The sequence below is a fragment of the Limnohabitans sp. genome (assembly GCF_031538885.1).
Lineage (GTDB): Bacteria > Pseudomonadota > Gammaproteobacteria > Burkholderiales > Burkholderiaceae_C > Limnohabitans.
In genome coordinates this window covers 1-14,908 of record NZ_JAVKLW010000126.1, presented here as the reverse complement: position 1 = coordinate 14,908, position 14,908 = coordinate 1, and the positions used below count along the sequence as shown (strand labels likewise).

The window sequence follows — 14,908 nt, the reverse complement described above, 5'->3', positions numbered from 1 at the left end:
GGGCGTGTTCATCGCCTTTGTGTTGTCTGCCATGACGCTGCAAAGCGTGGCCTTGGACGGCGCGCGTTTCAATGACACCCTCTACACCTGGATGGTGGTGGGCGATTTGAAAATGGAAATCGGCTTCATGGTCGATGGCCTGACTGCCATGATGATGTGCGTGGTGACCTTCGTGTCATTGATGGTGCACCTCTACACCATTGGCTACATGCAAGAAGACGAAGGCTACAACCGCTTCTTCTCGTACATCTCGTTGTTCACCTTCTCGATGCTGATGCTTGTCATGAGCAACAACATGCTGCAACTCTTCTTCGGTTGGGAAGCGGTGGGCTTGGTGTCTTACCTGTTGATTGGCTTCTGGTTCAACAAACCCACGGCGATCTTCGCCAACATGAAGGCGTTTTTGGTCAACCGTGTGGGTGACTTCGGCTTCATCTTGGGCATTGGTTTGATCGCTGCCTATGGCGGCACCTTGAACTACACTGAGGCCTTCGCTAAGGCCGCCGAATTGGGTACGCTCACATTTCCTGGCACCGACTGGATGTTGGTGACGGTGATCTGTATTTGCTTGTTCATCGGTGCGATGGGCAAATCTGCCCAATTCCCACTGCACGTGTGGTTGCCTGACTCGATGGAAGGCCCCACACCGATCTCTGCATTGATTCACGCAGCCACCATGGTGACGGCCGGCATCTTCATGGTGGCCCGTATGTCACCCTTCTTTGAGTTGTCAGACACCGCACTGAACTTCATCTTGGTGATTGGCGCGATCACGGCCTTGTTCATGGGTTTTTTGGGTCTGATTCAAAACGACATCAAGCGCGTGGTGGCTTATTCCACCTTGTCGCAGCTCGGTTACATGACCGTGGCTTTGGGCGCATCGGCTTACTCGGTGGCGGTGTTTCACTTGATGACGCATGCCTTCTTCAAAGCCTTGCTGTTCCTTGGTGCTGGTTCCGTCATCATGGGTATGCACCACAACCAAGACATCCGCTGGATGGGCGGCGTGCGCAAGTACATGCCCATCACGTGGATCACTTCGTTGCTGGGTTCGCTGGCCTTGATTGGCACACCGTTCTTCTCTGGCTTCTATTCCAAAGACAGCATCATCGAAGCCGTGGCTGAAAGCACCTTGCCAGGTGCAGGCTTTGCTCACTTTGCAGTGTTGGCTGGTGTGTTTGTGACGGCGTTCTATTCGTTCCGCATGTACTTCCTCGTGTTCCACGGCGAAGAGCGTTACGACCAAAATCCTGACGTCTACCACGGTCATGATGACCACCATGGTCACGACGATCATGGCCATGACCACGGTCCGCACGAATCGCCTTGGGTGGTGACGGCGCCTTTGGTCTTGTTGGCCATTCCATCGGTCTTGATTGGTTTTTATACCATCGACCCACTGTTGTTCGGTGAGTTCTTCAGCGACGCGATCTTCATCAACGCAGACAAGCACCCCGTGATGCACGAGTTGGCGCACGAGTACCACGGCGCTGTCTCCATGGCCATACACGCTTTCAGCACGGCACCGTTCTGGTTGGCTGTGGCTGGTGTTGCATCGTCTTACTACATGTACATGATCAACCCCGCTGTGCCTGCGGCGATCAAGCGCGTGTGCCACCCCATCTATGTGTTGTTCGAGAACAAGTACTACTTGGACTGGTTTAACGAAAACGTCTTTGCCCGTGGCGCACGCGCTTTGGGTACAGGCCTGTGGAAGGGCGGCGACCAAGCCATCATTGAAGGTGGTGTGGTGAACGCTTCTTGGAAATTGGTGGGTTGGGTGTCGTCTGTGACGCGTCAGTTGCAGTCAGGCTATCTCTACCACTACGCCTTGGTCATGATCTTGGGCGTGTTCGTGCTGATGACGTGGTTCGTCTGGCTCAAATAAGGAGAGTAAAAAATGGGTTTATTGAGCCTCGCCATTTGGACGCCAATTCTGTTTGGTGTCATCTTGCTCGCCTTTGGGCGTGACGAGCATGCGAAGGTGGTGCGTTGGATCGCCTTGATCGGCGCCAGCGTCAGTTTGGCGGTCACCTTACTGCTGTACAGCGGTTTCGATGTCAGCACCGCTGCGTTGCAATTTGTTGAAAACACCATGTGGATCGAACGCTTCAATGTGTTCTATCACCTGGGTGTTGACGGCTTGTCTTTGTGGTTTGTTTTGTTGACCGCTTTCATCACCGTGATCGTAGTGATCGCCAGCTGGGAGGTGATCACCGAGCGCGTGAACCAATACATGGGCGCTTTCTTGATCTTGAGCGGCTTGATGATCGGCGTGTTCAGCGCGGTCGACGGCATGCTGTTCTATGTGTTCTTCGAAGCCACCTTGATTCCGATGTACCTGATCATCGGTGTCTGGGGTGGTACCAACAAGATCTATGCCGCGTTCAAGTTCTTCTTGTACACCTTGCTCGGCTCTTTGTTGATGTTGATTGCCTTGATCTATCTGTACACCCAATCGGGTGGCAGCTTTGACCTAGCCACGTGGCACAAACTGCCATTGCCAGCCCATGCACAAACCTTGTTGTTCTTTGCCTTCTTTGCTGCGTTTGCCGTGAAGGTACCGATGTGGCCCGTCCATACATGGTTGCCCGACGTTCACGTGGAAGCGCCAACGGGTGGTTCTGCCGTATTGGCCGCCATCATGTTGAAGCTGGGTGCTTATGGTTTCTTGCGCTTCTCGTTGCCGATTGCGCCTGATGCCGCGCACGAATACGCATGGCTCATGATCGCTTTGTCGCTTGTCGCGGTGGTCTACGTGGGCTTGGTGGCCATGGTGCAAGAAGACATGAAGAAACTGGTGGCTTACTCATCGGTGGCGCACATGGGTTTCGTGACCTTGGGTTTTTTTATCTTCAACGACATCGGTGTGTCCGGCGCCTTGGTGCAAATGATTGCCCACGGCTTTGTGTCAGCCGCCATGTTCTTGTCGATTGGTGTGTTGTACGACCGCATGCACTCACGTGAAATCGCCAGCTACGGCGGTGTAGTCAACACCATGCCTAAGTTCGCCGCGTTTGCTTTGTTATTTGGTATGGCCAACTGTGGCTTGCCCGGTACGGCTGGCTTTGTGGGCGAGTGGATGGTCATCTTGGGTGCCATCAAGTACAACTTCTGGGTGGGCTTTGCTGCGGCGTCAGCATTGATCTTCGGTGCTGCCTACACCTTGTGGATGATCAAGCGCGTGTACCTCGGCCCCGTGGCCAATGACCACGTCAAAGAATTGGACGACATCAATAGCCGCGAGTTCTTGGTGATGGCCTTGTTGGCGATTGCGGTGTTGGCTATGGGTATCTTCCCCAAGCCATTCACCGATGTGATGGATGTGTCCGTGGCTGAGTTGCTCAAGCACGTGGCCTTGTCCAAATTGCCGCAATAAAGAGGGATTGAAAAATGTTTGAAAAACTGAGCATCGCTGCGGTTTATCCCGAAATGCTGTTGGCTGTCATGGCCATTGTGATTGCGATGGTGGACTTGTTCGTCAAGTGCCCACGTCGCACTACCACTTATGCCTTGTCACTCATCACCATTGGTGTTGTGGCGTACTTGGAAGCTGTGGCCGCTACACAAGGTCAAACGGTGTATAGCTTTGGCAACATGGTGGTCTCTGACGCCATGGGTAGCTGGCTCAAGTGCTTTGCAGCGTTGGCTGTGATGGTGACCTTGGTGTATGGTCGCCCTTACGCGGCCGAGCGCGACATGTTGCGCGGCGGCGAGTTGTTCACCTTGGGTCTGTTTGCTTTGCTGGGCATGTTCGTCATGATCTCGGGCAACAACTTCCTCGTGTTGTACCTCGGTTTGGAATTACTCACGTTGTCTAGCTATGCGTTGGTGGCCTTGCGCCGCGACAGTGCGGTCGCTAGCGAAGCCGCGATGAAATACTTTGTGTTGGGTGCCATGGCCAGCGGCTTCTTGCTCTATGGCTTGTCCATGTTGTACGGCGCGACAGGTTCGCTCGACATCAGCACCGTGTTCAAGGCTGTGGCCTCGGGTCAAATCAAGCACCAAGTGTTGGTGTTGGGCTTGGTCTTTGTGGTGTGCGGTTTGGCCTTCAAATTCGGTGTGGTGCCTTTTCACATGTGGATTCCTGATGTCTACCAAGGTGCACCCACTGCCATCACCTTGATGATTGGTGGGGCCCCTAAGTTGGCGGCATTTGCTATGACCATCCGTTTGTTGGTCGAAGGCTTGTTGCCCTTGGCTGTGGATTGGCAGCAAATGTTGATGGTGCTGTCCATCTCCTCCTTGTTGATTGGTAACTTGGCTGCGGTGGCCCAAACCAACCTCAAGCGCATGTTGGCGTTCTCCACCATCGCTCAAATGGGTTTTGTGTTGATTGGTTTGCTGTCAGGCGTGGTGAATGGCAACACGGCGGCGGCGGCCAACGCTTATAGCTCGGCCATGTTCTATGTCATCACTTATGTGCTGACCACCTTGGCCACCTTCGGCATCATTTTGTTGCTGGCCCGTGAAGGCTTTGAGAGCGAAGAAATTTCTGACCTCGCTGGTCTGAACCAACGTAGCCCCCTGTACGCAGGTGTGATGGCGGCTTGTATGTTCTCTTTGGCGGGCGTGCCCCCCTTGGTGGGCTTCTACGCCAAGCTGTCGGTGTTGCAAGCCTTGATTGCTTCGGGTCAAACAGGCGCAATTGTCTTGGCCGTCCTCGCGGTGATGATGTCGCTGATTGGCGCTTTCTACTACTTGCGCATCGTCAAGGTCATGTACTTTGATGCGCCCATCACGGCCACCACCGTGTCGGCTGGTAGCGATGTGCGCGTGGTGTTGACCATCAACGGCGCTTTGATTTTGATTTTGGGCATCTTGCCCGGTGGCTTGATGGCGCTGTGTGCCAAAGCCATTGTTTCAACCTTGGGTACTTAAGCCCTTGCCACACCCATCAAGCCAGCCTTCGCGCTGGCTTTTTTCATGATGACCACGCACAACACCACACCCAACAATCACCACTTGCTTGAACACACTTTGGCGCATGTAGAGTTGTTCAAAGGCAATTTTCTTCACGCTTTTCGCGATACCGTGCGACTGCCCGATGGCTCCAATGCCACGCGTGAGTTTGTGGTTCATCCGGGTGCTGTGATGATTGTGGCCATGCGTGACGATGGTCGCCTCGTGGTCGAGCGGCAATACCGCCACCCCGTTCAACAAGTGATGCTCGAGTTCCCTGCGGGCAAACTCGACGCCGGCGAAGCCAGTTGGGCATGTGCCCAACGTGAGTTGCTAGAAGAAACTGGCTACCGCGCCGCAGAGTGGGCCTATGCGGGCGTTTTGCACCCCGTCATCAGCTACTCCACCGAGTTCATTGATATTTGGTTTGCCCGTGGCTTGACCGAAGGAGCGTGTCAACTGGATGACGGTGAATTTCTGGACGTGTTGGATGCCAGCGTGAATGAGCTTTTGGCTTGGGCACGCGATGGCCAGTTGACCGATGCCAAAACCCTCACAGGCTTGCTCTGGGTACAAAACCACCTCAGCGGTGCGTGGCCTTTGACATGGCAACGCGTGTGAGGGGGCTTGTCGGATAATGGCACCATGAAAGTATTAGACCTTCAATGTGGCCAACACCATGTGTTCGAAGGCTGGTTTGGTTCAGAAGACGATTTCCAAAGCCAGCGCACGCGGGGTTTGGTGTCGTGCCCGATGTGCGGTGACGCGCAGGTCACCAAAAAACTCAGCGCACCGCGGTTGAACTTGAGTACGGTGCGTGGCGAACGCGAAGCACACGGCACGGCGCCCAGCCCTGCAGTCGAGTCCGCTAGCGCCCCCATGCCCACGACACCCCCCGCATTGCCAACGCCACAAGACGTCGCCAGCATCGAACCTGCGCAACTGCAAGCCGCCTTCCTCACGATGGTGCGTCACATGGTGCGCAACACGCAGGATGTGGGCCACAAATTTCCCGAAGAAGCACGCAAGATGCACTACGGCGAAGCCGAGCAGCGCAATATTCGTGGCCACGCCACGCCTGAGGAAACCGAAGCCTTGATCGAGGAAGGCATCGCCGTCATGCCCTTGCCGCTGCCAGATGTGTTCAAAGAGCCTTGGCAGTAAATCGCGCCACAGCAGCGCGTGTTTGTGCCAAAGCATCGGGCGCATCGCAGGGGATGACGATGCGCTCATCCATGCCGCGCAACCACGTGAGTTGGCGCTTGGCCAATTGGCGTGTGGCCGCTACGCCCAGCTCATGCAGCTGCGGCCAGATCTGTTCTGGCGGTGCGCCTGAAGCCTCTGCACGGTCGAGCAGTTCCCACGCTTGGCGATACCCCACACAGCGCATGCTGGGCAAGTCCACATGCAAATCGCCACGCGCACGCAGTGCTTGGACTTCGGACAAGAAGCCGCTGTGCAGCATGATCTCAAAACGCTGTGCAATGCGTGCATGCAGCCACGCGCGGTTCTGTGGTTCTAACGACAACAAAGGCATGTTCAGTGCGGGCGGTTTGACACGGCTGGCATCAGCCTGCGCGAACCATTGCGACAGAGGTTTGCCGCTGAACCGCCACACCTCCAGCGCACGTGAAATGCGCTGGGCATCATGGGGGGCGAGGCGTGCTGCGGTGACGGCATCCACCTGGGCCAACTCGGCGTGCATGGCAGGCCAGCCCAAGGCGATGGCTTGTTGCTCGATCAGGGCGCGGAGCTCGGGTTGTGCGCTGGGCAAGTCGTCAATGCCGTCACGCAGGGCCTTGAGGTAGAGCATGGTGCCGCCCACCAGCAACGGCAGTTTGCTGCGTGCGCGGATGTCGGCCATCAAGCTGCCCGCATCACGCGCGAACTCGGCGGCACTGTAGGCATGCAGCGGGTCACGAATATCGATGAGGTGATGCGACACAAAAGCCCGTTCCTCGGCACTGGGTTTGGCCGTGCCAATGTCCATGCCGCGATACACCAAGGCCGAATCCACGCTGATGATCTCCACCGGCCACTGCGCGGCCAGGCACAAAGCCGCTGCCGTCTTGCCGCTGGCGGTGGGGCCGACCAAGGCGATGGCATCGACCTGCCATCCTGGGGCCAGATCAGACACGCGGGCCACCCCGACGCAACACCAGCAACCAAGCCGACAGGGCAGTGACAGCAGCCCAAAACGCAATGCTCTGCGTCATCGGCAGTGCCGAACCATCCTTGGCTACCCCCAACCACAAACCAGTGGCAAAGGCCGCCACCATCATCAAGAAGCCACCCAAGGCGGAGGCCGCGCCAGCGGCTTGAGGGAAAGGCCCGACCGCGCTACTTTGACCGCAAGGCTGATGCACCCCGTGCGCCAGCACAAATAAATAATACGGCCCCGTCAAACCCAGCACGCTTTGCCAACCCAGCCATGCGTTGAGGGCCATCCAACCGCCACCCAACAAACTGCCCGCCCCCGCGATCGCCACTGTACGCGTGACGCCAAAGCGAATCAACAAGCGTCGGCACAGCACCGTGCCCGACAAGTAAGTGAAGGCCATGGAGAACAACAACAAGCCATATTGCCAACGAGCCAAACCCAATAAGTCGATGAACACAAACGAAGAAGATGCCAAGAAGGTGAACAGACCGCCATACGTGCCAACCGACACGCAAGTGAATGCGACGAAGGTGGGGTGACGCAGAATGTCCCACCATGTGCGAGCCAGCACTTTGACGTGCAGCGCATGTGGGTTTTTGCGATGCACGGTTTCTTTGAAGCACACGATGACCAACACCAGCGCAACTGCGCCAAACGCCATCACCAAGCCCAGTGCCGCATGCCAACTCCACAAGTCCGTCAACAAGCCACCCAAAGGGGCGCTCGCGCAAGCCAAGAAGCCCAGACCCGTCAACGCTTTGGACATCACGCCAGCACCCGTCTCGGGGGTGTAGAGGTCTCGCACGATGGCGCGTGCGCACATCACCACAGCGCCCATCGCTGCGCCTTGGAGGGCACGCCACACAATCAACGCGTGCATGCTGCTGGCCATCACACAGCCAAGGCCTGCCAAGGTGAATGTAGCCAAGCCCCACATCAAAATGGGGCGTCGTCCAAAGCGGTCAGACAGAGGCCCCCACACCAGTTGCGACGTCCCAAAAGCCAATAGCAAGGCGCTGAGGGTGAGTTGTACTTGCGACAGGGCTGCGCCAAATTCCGTCTTGATGGCAGGCAAGGCGGGCAAGTACAAATCAGTCGCCACGGGCTGGATGCCCAGCAGCATCGACAACAACAAAATGATGGTGGTGCTCGACATCAGCGACCGCGCAAAAACAGCGCGTCGAGTTCACGCATCGCGAGTTGCCGCCATGTGGGGCGACCGTGGTTGCATTGGTCAGAACGTTCCGTCACTTCCATTTGTCGCAGCAAACCATTCATTTCATCGAGGGTGAGTTTGCGGTTGGCGCGGACCGCGCCGTGGCAGGCCATGGTGGCCAAGAGTTCGTTGTGGGCCCGTTGTATCACCGTGCTGGCATCGTGCTGCGCCAATTCGGCCAGCACACTTCGCGCCAACGCCACGGCATCGCCTTGTGCCAAGCTGCTGGGCACGGTACGCACCGCCAAGGTCTTGCTCGACAGCGTGGAGATTTCTAAGCCCAAGGCTTGCAGCGCCTCGGCACAGGCTTCGGCGGTGGCCACTTCTTGTGCTGAGGCGGGGAAGGTAGCCGGAATCAGCAACGGTTGGCTGCTGATGTGCTGTGCATCAATTTGTGTTTTGAGTTGTTCGTACACGATGCGCTCGTGCGCGGCGTGCATGTCGACCAACACCAAGCCGTGCGCATTCTCCGCCAAGATGTACACCCCATGCAGTTGCGCCAAAGCTTTGCCCAAGGGCCATGTCTCGAGCGCAGCATCATGCAGCGATGGGGTGGGTGAGGTGGCGGTGTGCAGGGCGCTGGGGGCAAAGCTGTGCGTGCTTTGCTCTTCAGCGGGCAAGTGGCTGCGTGGTGTGGACTGCCACAAGGCCCCTATATCGCTGACACGCGTGCCCGCCAAAGGCATGGCGGCTTGTTGCCAGTTGGCCTGTGGCCAAGCAGGCGACGTTGGTGTGGCCAGGGCGCCAGACCTATCGGCGGTGCCCGCCATGGGCAGTTCATGGTTTTGCAAGGCGTTGGCCATCAGCAGGTTGGCGCGTGGCACGGCCAAAGCATTCTCAACCGCATGGCGCACCGCTTGATGGACCTCACGGCCATCACGGAAGCGCACCTCAATCTTGGTGGGATGCATATTGACGTCTACACGCGTGGGGTCGATCTCCACATACAGCGCATAAATGGGCTGGCGTTGACCATGCAACACATCTTCATAAGCGCTGCGTGCCGCGTGGGTCAACACTTTGTCACGCACATAGCGGCCATTGACATAGGAGAACTGATGGTCGGCTCGGGCACGTGCCGCATCGGGGATGCCAGCACGCCCCACCACGCTCACATGGCCTGATTGGTAATGCACACTGATAGAGTTCTCTAAGAAGTCATCCCCCAACACATCGGCTAAGCGGCGGTCGAGTGCGCTCATCCGTTGCGCATTGAGGTCTTCGCCAGAGGCTAGATCAATTGTTTGAGCACGCCATTGCTCGACCAACTTGCCTTCGTGCCAAATGGCAAAGCCCACCTCGGGGCGCGTCAGGGCGTGGCGGCGCACGGCCTCTACGCAATGGGCCAATTCGGTGTGGTCTGTTTTTAAAAACTTGCGACGCGCAGGTGTGCTGTAGAACAACTCTTTGACTTCTACCGTCGTGCCTTGCGCGCGTGCCGCCGGCTGCAACTCGCCACTGCGACCATCGAGCCGCATGGCACTGTCTTGGCTGGCGGTGCGTGACAGCACCGAAAGCTCCGATACCGATTGGATCGCTGCCAATGCTTCACCACGAAAGCCCATGGTGCCCACGGACTCCAACTCGTTCAAGCTGGTGATCTTGCTGGTGGCGTGGCGCTTCAAGGCCACAGGTAGCTCTGCCGCGGGGATACCAACGCCGTTGTCTTCCACGCTGATGAGGCGCACGCCCCCTGCGAGCAAGCGCAAGGTGATTTGTGTGGCCCCTGCATCGAGTGCGTTGTCCACCAGTTCGCGCACCACGGAGGCAGGGCGTTCCACCACCTCGCCAGCGGCGATTTGGCTGATGAGTTCGTCTGGGAGTTCGCGGATCGCGCGTGGGGGTTGGGTAGCAGGATGCACAGGCTTATTTTAGAGGCAGGGATAATGCTGCACATGGAACTTATTACCTTCTTGATCGACTTCATTCTGCACATCGACCGTTATTTGGAGGCCTTTGTGCAAGCCAATGGCACTTGGGTCTATGCCTTGCTGTTTCTCATCATCTTTGTGGAGACCGGTTTGGTGGTCATGCCCTTCTTGCCTGGCGACTCGTTGCTGTTTGTAGTGGGGGCCATGTGCGGCGTGGGTTTGATGGACTATGGTGTGTCCGTGGCTTTGCTGTTGACCGCTGCGGTGGCAGGCAACCAAACCAACTACACCATCGGCCGCTTCTTTGGACCCAAAGTGTTTGCGTGGGAGGACTCCAAGTTTTTCAACCGCCGCGCGTTTGACCAAGCCCATGCGTTTTACGACCGCCACGGCGGTATCACCTTGGTGGCTGCGCGTTTCATGCCCTTTGCGCGGACTTTTGCCCCCTTTGTGGCGGGGGTGGCGCAGATGACGCGTCGCAAATTCACCTTCTTTGACGTGTTGGGCGGTGCTTTGTGGGTGGGGGGCATCGTCACCGCGGGTTATTTTTTTGGCAATATCCCTTGGGTCAAGGCGAACCTCGAAAAAATCATTTGGGGTTTGATCTTGGTGCCCAGTGCGCTGGCCATAGGGGGTTCATGGAAGGCCTCACGCGCCTCCCCAGCAGACGCCCGTTAACAGCGTGGCGTTATGAAAGGTCGCGGTTCATGCGGCGCGCATCGCGCAGCATGAACAAATACAAGCCCTCTACCTTGTCACGAGCCCAAGGTGTTTTGCGCAAAAACTTCAAACTAGACCCCACGCTGGGGTCGTGTGTGAAGCAGCGGATGTTGATCCGCTGGCCCAAACTCTCCCAGCCATAAAAGTCGGCCAGCTCGGTGACGATGTGCTCCAGCGTCAGGCCGTGCAATGGGTTTTTGGGTTGTTCGGGTGTTTGTTCAGGCTTGTGTGTCATGGGGCTTAGGTGTTGCGTACCCGTGCCAATGGCGGGTTGCGCAAAAAGTAGCGTTCAATGCTTTTCATCAGCGCGTTGGCCAGTTCGTTTTGGTAGCTGTCGCTGATCAAGCGGGCTTCTTCATCGGGGTTGCTGATGAAGGCGGTTTCTACCAACACGCTGGGGATGTCTGGTGCTTTGAGCACCGCAAATCCTGCTTGCTCCACATGTGGTTTGTGTAGTTTTCCGATGCGGCGAATTTGTCCCAGCATCTCACTGCCGAGCTTCAGGCTGTCGTTGATTTGTGCTGTGGTGCTCATGTCAAGCAAGGTGCGTTGCACCGTGGCATCTTGGGTCTTGATGTTCAGGCCACCAACCAAGTCAGCGCGGTTTTCTTGTTTGGCCATCCAACGCGCTTGTGCGCTAGACGCTGCGCCTTGACTGAGCGCAAACACACTCGCACCTCGGGCATCTGGCGTCATGAACGCATCGGCGTGGATGCTCACAAACAAATCGGCTTGAACACGGCGGGCTTTTTCAACCCGCTGGTTGAGTGGCACAAAGAAATCTGCATCCCGTGTGAGGTAGGCCCGCATCGGTAAGTTGCCGTGTTTGGTTTGAATCACGGTGCTGTTGATGCGCTCACGCATACGGCGGGCGATTTGCAACACCACGTCTTTTTCTTTGGTGCCGCGTGGGCCAATGGCCCCTGGGTCTTCGCCGCCGTGGCCCGGGTCGAGTGCGACGATGATGTAACGCTCACCGTCTTGTGTTGGCTGTGCCACCGAGGCTGCGGTGGTGATGGGGGCCGAGGCTACGGGTGTGGGCGCCTCGAGCTTGCGGTTTTGGCTCGCCATCAAGTCACCCACAGGGTCTGCATGGGTGCCGAGCTTGGAGGGGGGCGGGGGCGTTGGGGGGGCCGTCATCGACGGCGCGTTGAATGTACTGCCGCCTTTGAGCTTGTCCACGATCAAGGCTTCCAGCGGGTCCGCCACTTCGGAGGGATACAGGTCCAGCACCAAGCGGTGTTGGTACTGGGTGTTGCCCGTGATGACTGGCAGCAAGTTGAACACTTGTGGCTTGACCATTTGGCGCAAGTCCAGCACCAAGCGCACGGTTTTGTTAGCGTACTGGCCCACCCGCACCCCAGTGATGTAGGGGTCATCCGATCGAACTTTGCCGACCCACTCTTTGAGGGCGGGGTTGAGTTCGATGCCTTCAATGTCCACCGCCAAGCGTGGCGGGTTGGCCACGAAGAGAGGCACGGTTTTGAGTTCGGTGTCGCTTTCAATCGTGACGCGCGTATAGGCCGAAGCGGGCCATACGCGCACGGCCAGGATGCTGGCACCCCAGGCAATGCCTGTGCTGCCCAACAGCAGGGCGAGTGAGCCACCTTGTAACAGGCGGCGTCGGTGGATGCCTGTGTGTGCGCTCATGCCAGCAAGGCCTGTCCGCGTGCGGTGAGGGCGCTGATGCGCACGTGGCGTTGTGCATCGTCGGCCACGTCGATGTGGAGCTCTAGGTCTGGCGTGGGCATCACGCCTGCGGTGTTTTGCGGCCACTCGCACAGCTTGAGGCTGGGACTGGCGAAGATGTCACGAAAGCCCGCGTCTTCCCACTCGCGTGGATCGCTGAACCGGTAAAAGTCAAAGTGCCACACCTCGCCCGCTGCCACGGTGTAGGGTTCGACCACCGCATAGGTGGGGCTTTTGATGCGGCCTTCGACACCCAAGGCCTGCAACAGGTGGCGCACGAAGGTGGTTTTGCCCGCGCCCAAATCGCCGTACAAGGCGATGCAAGCGTTCAAGTCAGCGCGTGTCAATGCCGCGGCCAGCTGCGCGGCAAACGCAGCGGTAGCGGCTTCATCGAGCCAAGCAAGAGTTTTTACAATCAGGGAATTATTCAAGCCAATTATTCAAAGGTGTCCGTTGTCTATCGATTACCAATTGTTGCTCACGCAAATTCAGGCTCTCGGGCAATCACTGGGATTTTCGCAAATTGCGGTGGCCCCTTTGGATTTGTCTTCGGCCGAGCCGCATTTGCAACATTGGCTGTCGCAAAACTTCCAAGGCAGCATGGACTATATGGCCCGCCACGGCATGAAACGTGCCCGTCCTGCCGAGCTAGTGCCCGGAACCCTGAGCGTGCTGACCGCCCGCATGAACTACTTGCCGCGCGACACTGCTGAGGACTGGCAAGACGCCGAGTGGCAACGCCTGCGCAATCCGAAGGAGGCCGTGGTGTCGGTCTACGCCCGAGGGCGCGACTACCACAAGGTGTTGCGCCAACGCCTTGACACCTTGGCCCAGCAGGTGGATGCCTTGCTGGCCGACACCATGAATCCCCACGGCTTTGAATACCGCGCCTTCACCGATTCGGCTCCTGTGCTTGAGGCCGAGCTGGCCACGCGCAGTGGCCAAGGCTGGCGCGGCAAACACACGCTGGTGCTCAACCGCGAAGCGGGCTCGATGTTTTTCTTGGGCGAGATTTTTCTCAATGTGGCTTTGCCCGCGTCCGAACCCGCCAGTGCCCACTGCGGCCAATGCACTGCCTGCATCGATGTGTGCCCCACAAAGGCCATTCTCGCGCCCGGCTTGGTGGATGCACGGCGCTGCATTTCGTACCTGACGATTGAGCACGATGGCCCGATTGATGAGCCGCTGCGCCCCTTGATGGGCAACCACATCTATGGCTGCGACGACTGCCAGTTGATTTGCCCTTGGAACAAGTTCGCCCAAGCGTCGACCTTGCCCGACTTTGATGTGCGTAGGGGCTTGGTGGGGCAAGACATCGCCCACTTATTGGCATGGGACGAGGCAGACTTTTTGACGTTTACCGAAGGCAGCCCGATTCGTCGCATCGGCCATGTGCGCTGGCTGCGCAACTTGGCCGTGGCGGCGGGCAACGCGCTGCGCCATGCGGACAACCCAGCCTTGCGCCAAGCGCTGCAAGCGCAGCTCACCCACCCCAGTGCGCTGGTGCGTGAGCATGTGCAATGGGCGCTGACTCAGCAGACGGTTTAACGTGCGTTGGATTGCATGGTGGTTAACGCTCGGTTGGCTTTGACCGCTTGGCCCAGCTCAATCACAGCCAGTGCGTAGTAGCTGCTCCAGTTGTAGCGTGTCACCACATAAAAGTTGTCTGTGCCCGCCACATAGCTGGGGGCATCGTCGCCGTTGAATAGTTCAACCAAAGCTAAGGGTCCGTTGTGTTTTTGGGCCTCTGCCTCCAGCACCGCGCCTTTGGCTGTGAAGTTGCTCACGCTGAACGAGGGCAAGATGTCGGGGGCCAACAAGGTGGTTTTGTCCAAACGTGCTTCGTCAAAGCTCACGGGGTAGTGGGTGGGCATGCCAGTTTGCCAGCCAAAGGTTTTGAAGTAGTTGGCGATGGAGCCAATGGCGTCCACAGGGCTGTTGCGCAGGTCGATGCGGCCATCACCATCAAAGTCCACCGCAAACTTGGCCACGCTGGAGGGCATGAATTGAGGCCAGCCCATGGCTCCAGCAAAGCTGCCAGTGGCACGGGCATCGCCTTGTTGCTTGGCTTGCACTAAGAAATTGCCCAACTCAGATTTAAAGAAGGCTTGGCGTTCCGCCGCACGTGGGTGTGAGGAAGGAAAGTTCAGGGTGAGCGTGGTCAAAGCATCAAGCACCCGGTAGTTGCCCATGTTTTGGCCATAAAAAGTGGCGGATTCAAGGACGAAGTGCAACACGCTTTAACGAGGCATGGAATACCTCGTGAGGTGTCTTGAATCCTAGTCGCTTTCTGGGGCGGTGATTCAATCGGTTTTCAATCATAGTCAATTCCTCATCCGTCACGGTTTC

General features: G+C 57.6%; 13 protein-coding genes and 1 pseudogene. 7 read left to right on the top strand and 7 right to left on the bottom strand.

Annotation, left to right across the window (positions count from 1 at the left end; translation table 11 throughout):
• The 5 genes from nuoL to RMS03_RS10080 form a co-directional block, all read left to right on the top strand.
• On the top strand, positions 1-1,888 hold a 1,888-nt coding region (gene nuoL, locus RMS03_RS10100), incomplete at its 5' end, for an NADH-quinone oxidoreductase subunit L (protein ID WP_310626932.1).
• A gap of 12 nt (positions 1,889-1,900) precedes the next feature.
• A complete protein-coding gene (locus tag RMS03_RS10095; RefSeq protein ID WP_310626931.1) occupies positions 1,901-3,379 on the top strand; it encodes an NADH-quinone oxidoreductase subunit M in 1,479 nt (492 codons plus the stop codon).
• A gap of 14 nt (positions 3,380-3,393) precedes the next feature.
• A complete protein-coding gene (nuoN, locus tag RMS03_RS10090) occupies positions 3,394-4,881 on the top strand; it encodes an NADH-quinone oxidoreductase subunit NuoN (protein WP_310626930.1) in 1,488 nt (495 codons plus the stop codon).
• A gap of 48 nt (positions 4,882-4,929) precedes the next feature.
• Complete coding sequence (locus RMS03_RS10085) at positions 4,930-5,523, top strand: NUDIX hydrolase (RefSeq protein ID WP_310626934.1); 594 nt, start codon at positions 4,930-4,932, stop codon at positions 5,521-5,523.
• Between the two features lie 24 nt (positions 5,524-5,547).
• Positions 5,548-6,066 carry a DUF1178 family protein gene (locus RMS03_RS10080; RefSeq protein ID WP_310626929.1) on the top strand — a complete coding sequence of 173 codons (519 nt, stop codon included), beginning with the start codon at positions 5,548-5,550 and terminating at the stop codon, positions 6,064-6,066.
• On the opposite strand, the gene miaA is transcribed toward RMS03_RS10080, so the two are convergent.
• The 3 genes from miaA to mutL are packed head-to-tail and all read right to left on the bottom strand — an operon-like array spanning position 6,047 to position 10,141.
• Entirely contained in the window at positions 6,047-7,039 is a 993-nt protein-coding gene (gene miaA, locus RMS03_RS10075; protein WP_310626928.1) for a tRNA (adenosine(37)-N6)-dimethylallyltransferase MiaA, read from the bottom strand. The two genes, RMS03_RS10080 and miaA, sit on opposite strands and share 20 nt — an antisense overlap.
• Complete coding sequence (locus RMS03_RS10070) at positions 7,032-8,219, bottom strand: Bcr/CflA family efflux MFS transporter (RefSeq protein ID WP_310626927.1); 1,188 nt, start codon at positions 8,217-8,219, stop codon at positions 7,032-7,034. Before RMS03_RS10070 ends, miaA begins: the two co-directional genes overlap by 8 nt.
• Complete coding sequence (mutL, locus tag RMS03_RS10065) at positions 8,219-10,141, bottom strand: DNA mismatch repair endonuclease MutL (RefSeq protein ID WP_310626926.1); 1,923 nt, start codon at positions 10,139-10,141, stop codon at positions 8,219-8,221. The genes RMS03_RS10070 and mutL overlap by 1 nt, the downstream gene beginning before the upstream one ends.
• Positions 10,142-10,174: 33 nt before the next feature.
• Here mutL and RMS03_RS10060 point away from each other — a divergent pair, with 33 nt between their 5' ends.
• Positions 10,175-10,828 (top strand): DedA family protein, encoded by a 654-nt coding sequence (locus RMS03_RS10060; protein ID WP_310626925.1) that lies wholly within the window; start codon positions 10,175-10,177, stop codon positions 10,826-10,828.
• Between the two features lie 10 nt (positions 10,829-10,838).
• Here RMS03_RS10060 and RMS03_RS10055 read toward each other — a convergent pair whose 3' ends face one another.
• The 3 genes from RMS03_RS10055 to tsaE are packed head-to-tail and all read right to left on the bottom strand — an operon-like array spanning position 10,839 to position 12,990.
• Positions 10,839-11,105 carry a VF530 family protein gene (locus RMS03_RS10055; protein ID WP_310626924.1) on the bottom strand — a complete coding sequence of 89 codons (267 nt, stop codon included), beginning with the start codon at positions 11,103-11,105 and terminating at the stop codon, positions 10,839-10,841.
• A 5-nt stretch (positions 11,106-11,110) separates the two neighbouring features.
• Positions 11,111-12,520, bottom strand: a complete 1,410-nt coding sequence (locus tag RMS03_RS10050; protein ID WP_310626923.1) for an N-acetylmuramoyl-L-alanine amidase — start codon at positions 12,518-12,520, stop codon at positions 11,111-11,113.
• Positions 12,517-12,990, bottom strand: a complete 474-nt coding sequence (tsaE, locus tag RMS03_RS10045; protein ID WP_310626922.1) for a tRNA (adenosine(37)-N6)-threonylcarbamoyltransferase complex ATPase subunit type 1 TsaE — start codon at positions 12,988-12,990, stop codon at positions 12,517-12,519. The genes RMS03_RS10050 and tsaE overlap by 4 nt, the downstream gene beginning before the upstream one ends.
• A 55-nt stretch (positions 12,991-13,045) precedes the next feature.
• Between tsaE and queG the strand changes: the two genes are divergently transcribed.
• Positions 13,046-14,107, top strand: a complete 1,062-nt coding sequence (queG, locus tag RMS03_RS10040) for a tRNA epoxyqueuosine(34) reductase QueG (protein ID WP_310626933.1) — start codon at positions 13,046-13,048, stop codon at positions 14,105-14,107.
• Here the strand turns inward: queG and RMS03_RS10035 are convergent.
• Positions 14,104-14,769 (bottom strand): annotated as a pseudogene (locus RMS03_RS10035) (lytic transglycosylase domain-containing protein); the annotation flags it as partial. The gene queG and the pseudogene RMS03_RS10035 overlap by 4 nt on opposite strands.
• Positions 14,770-14,908 lie beyond the last annotated feature (139 nt).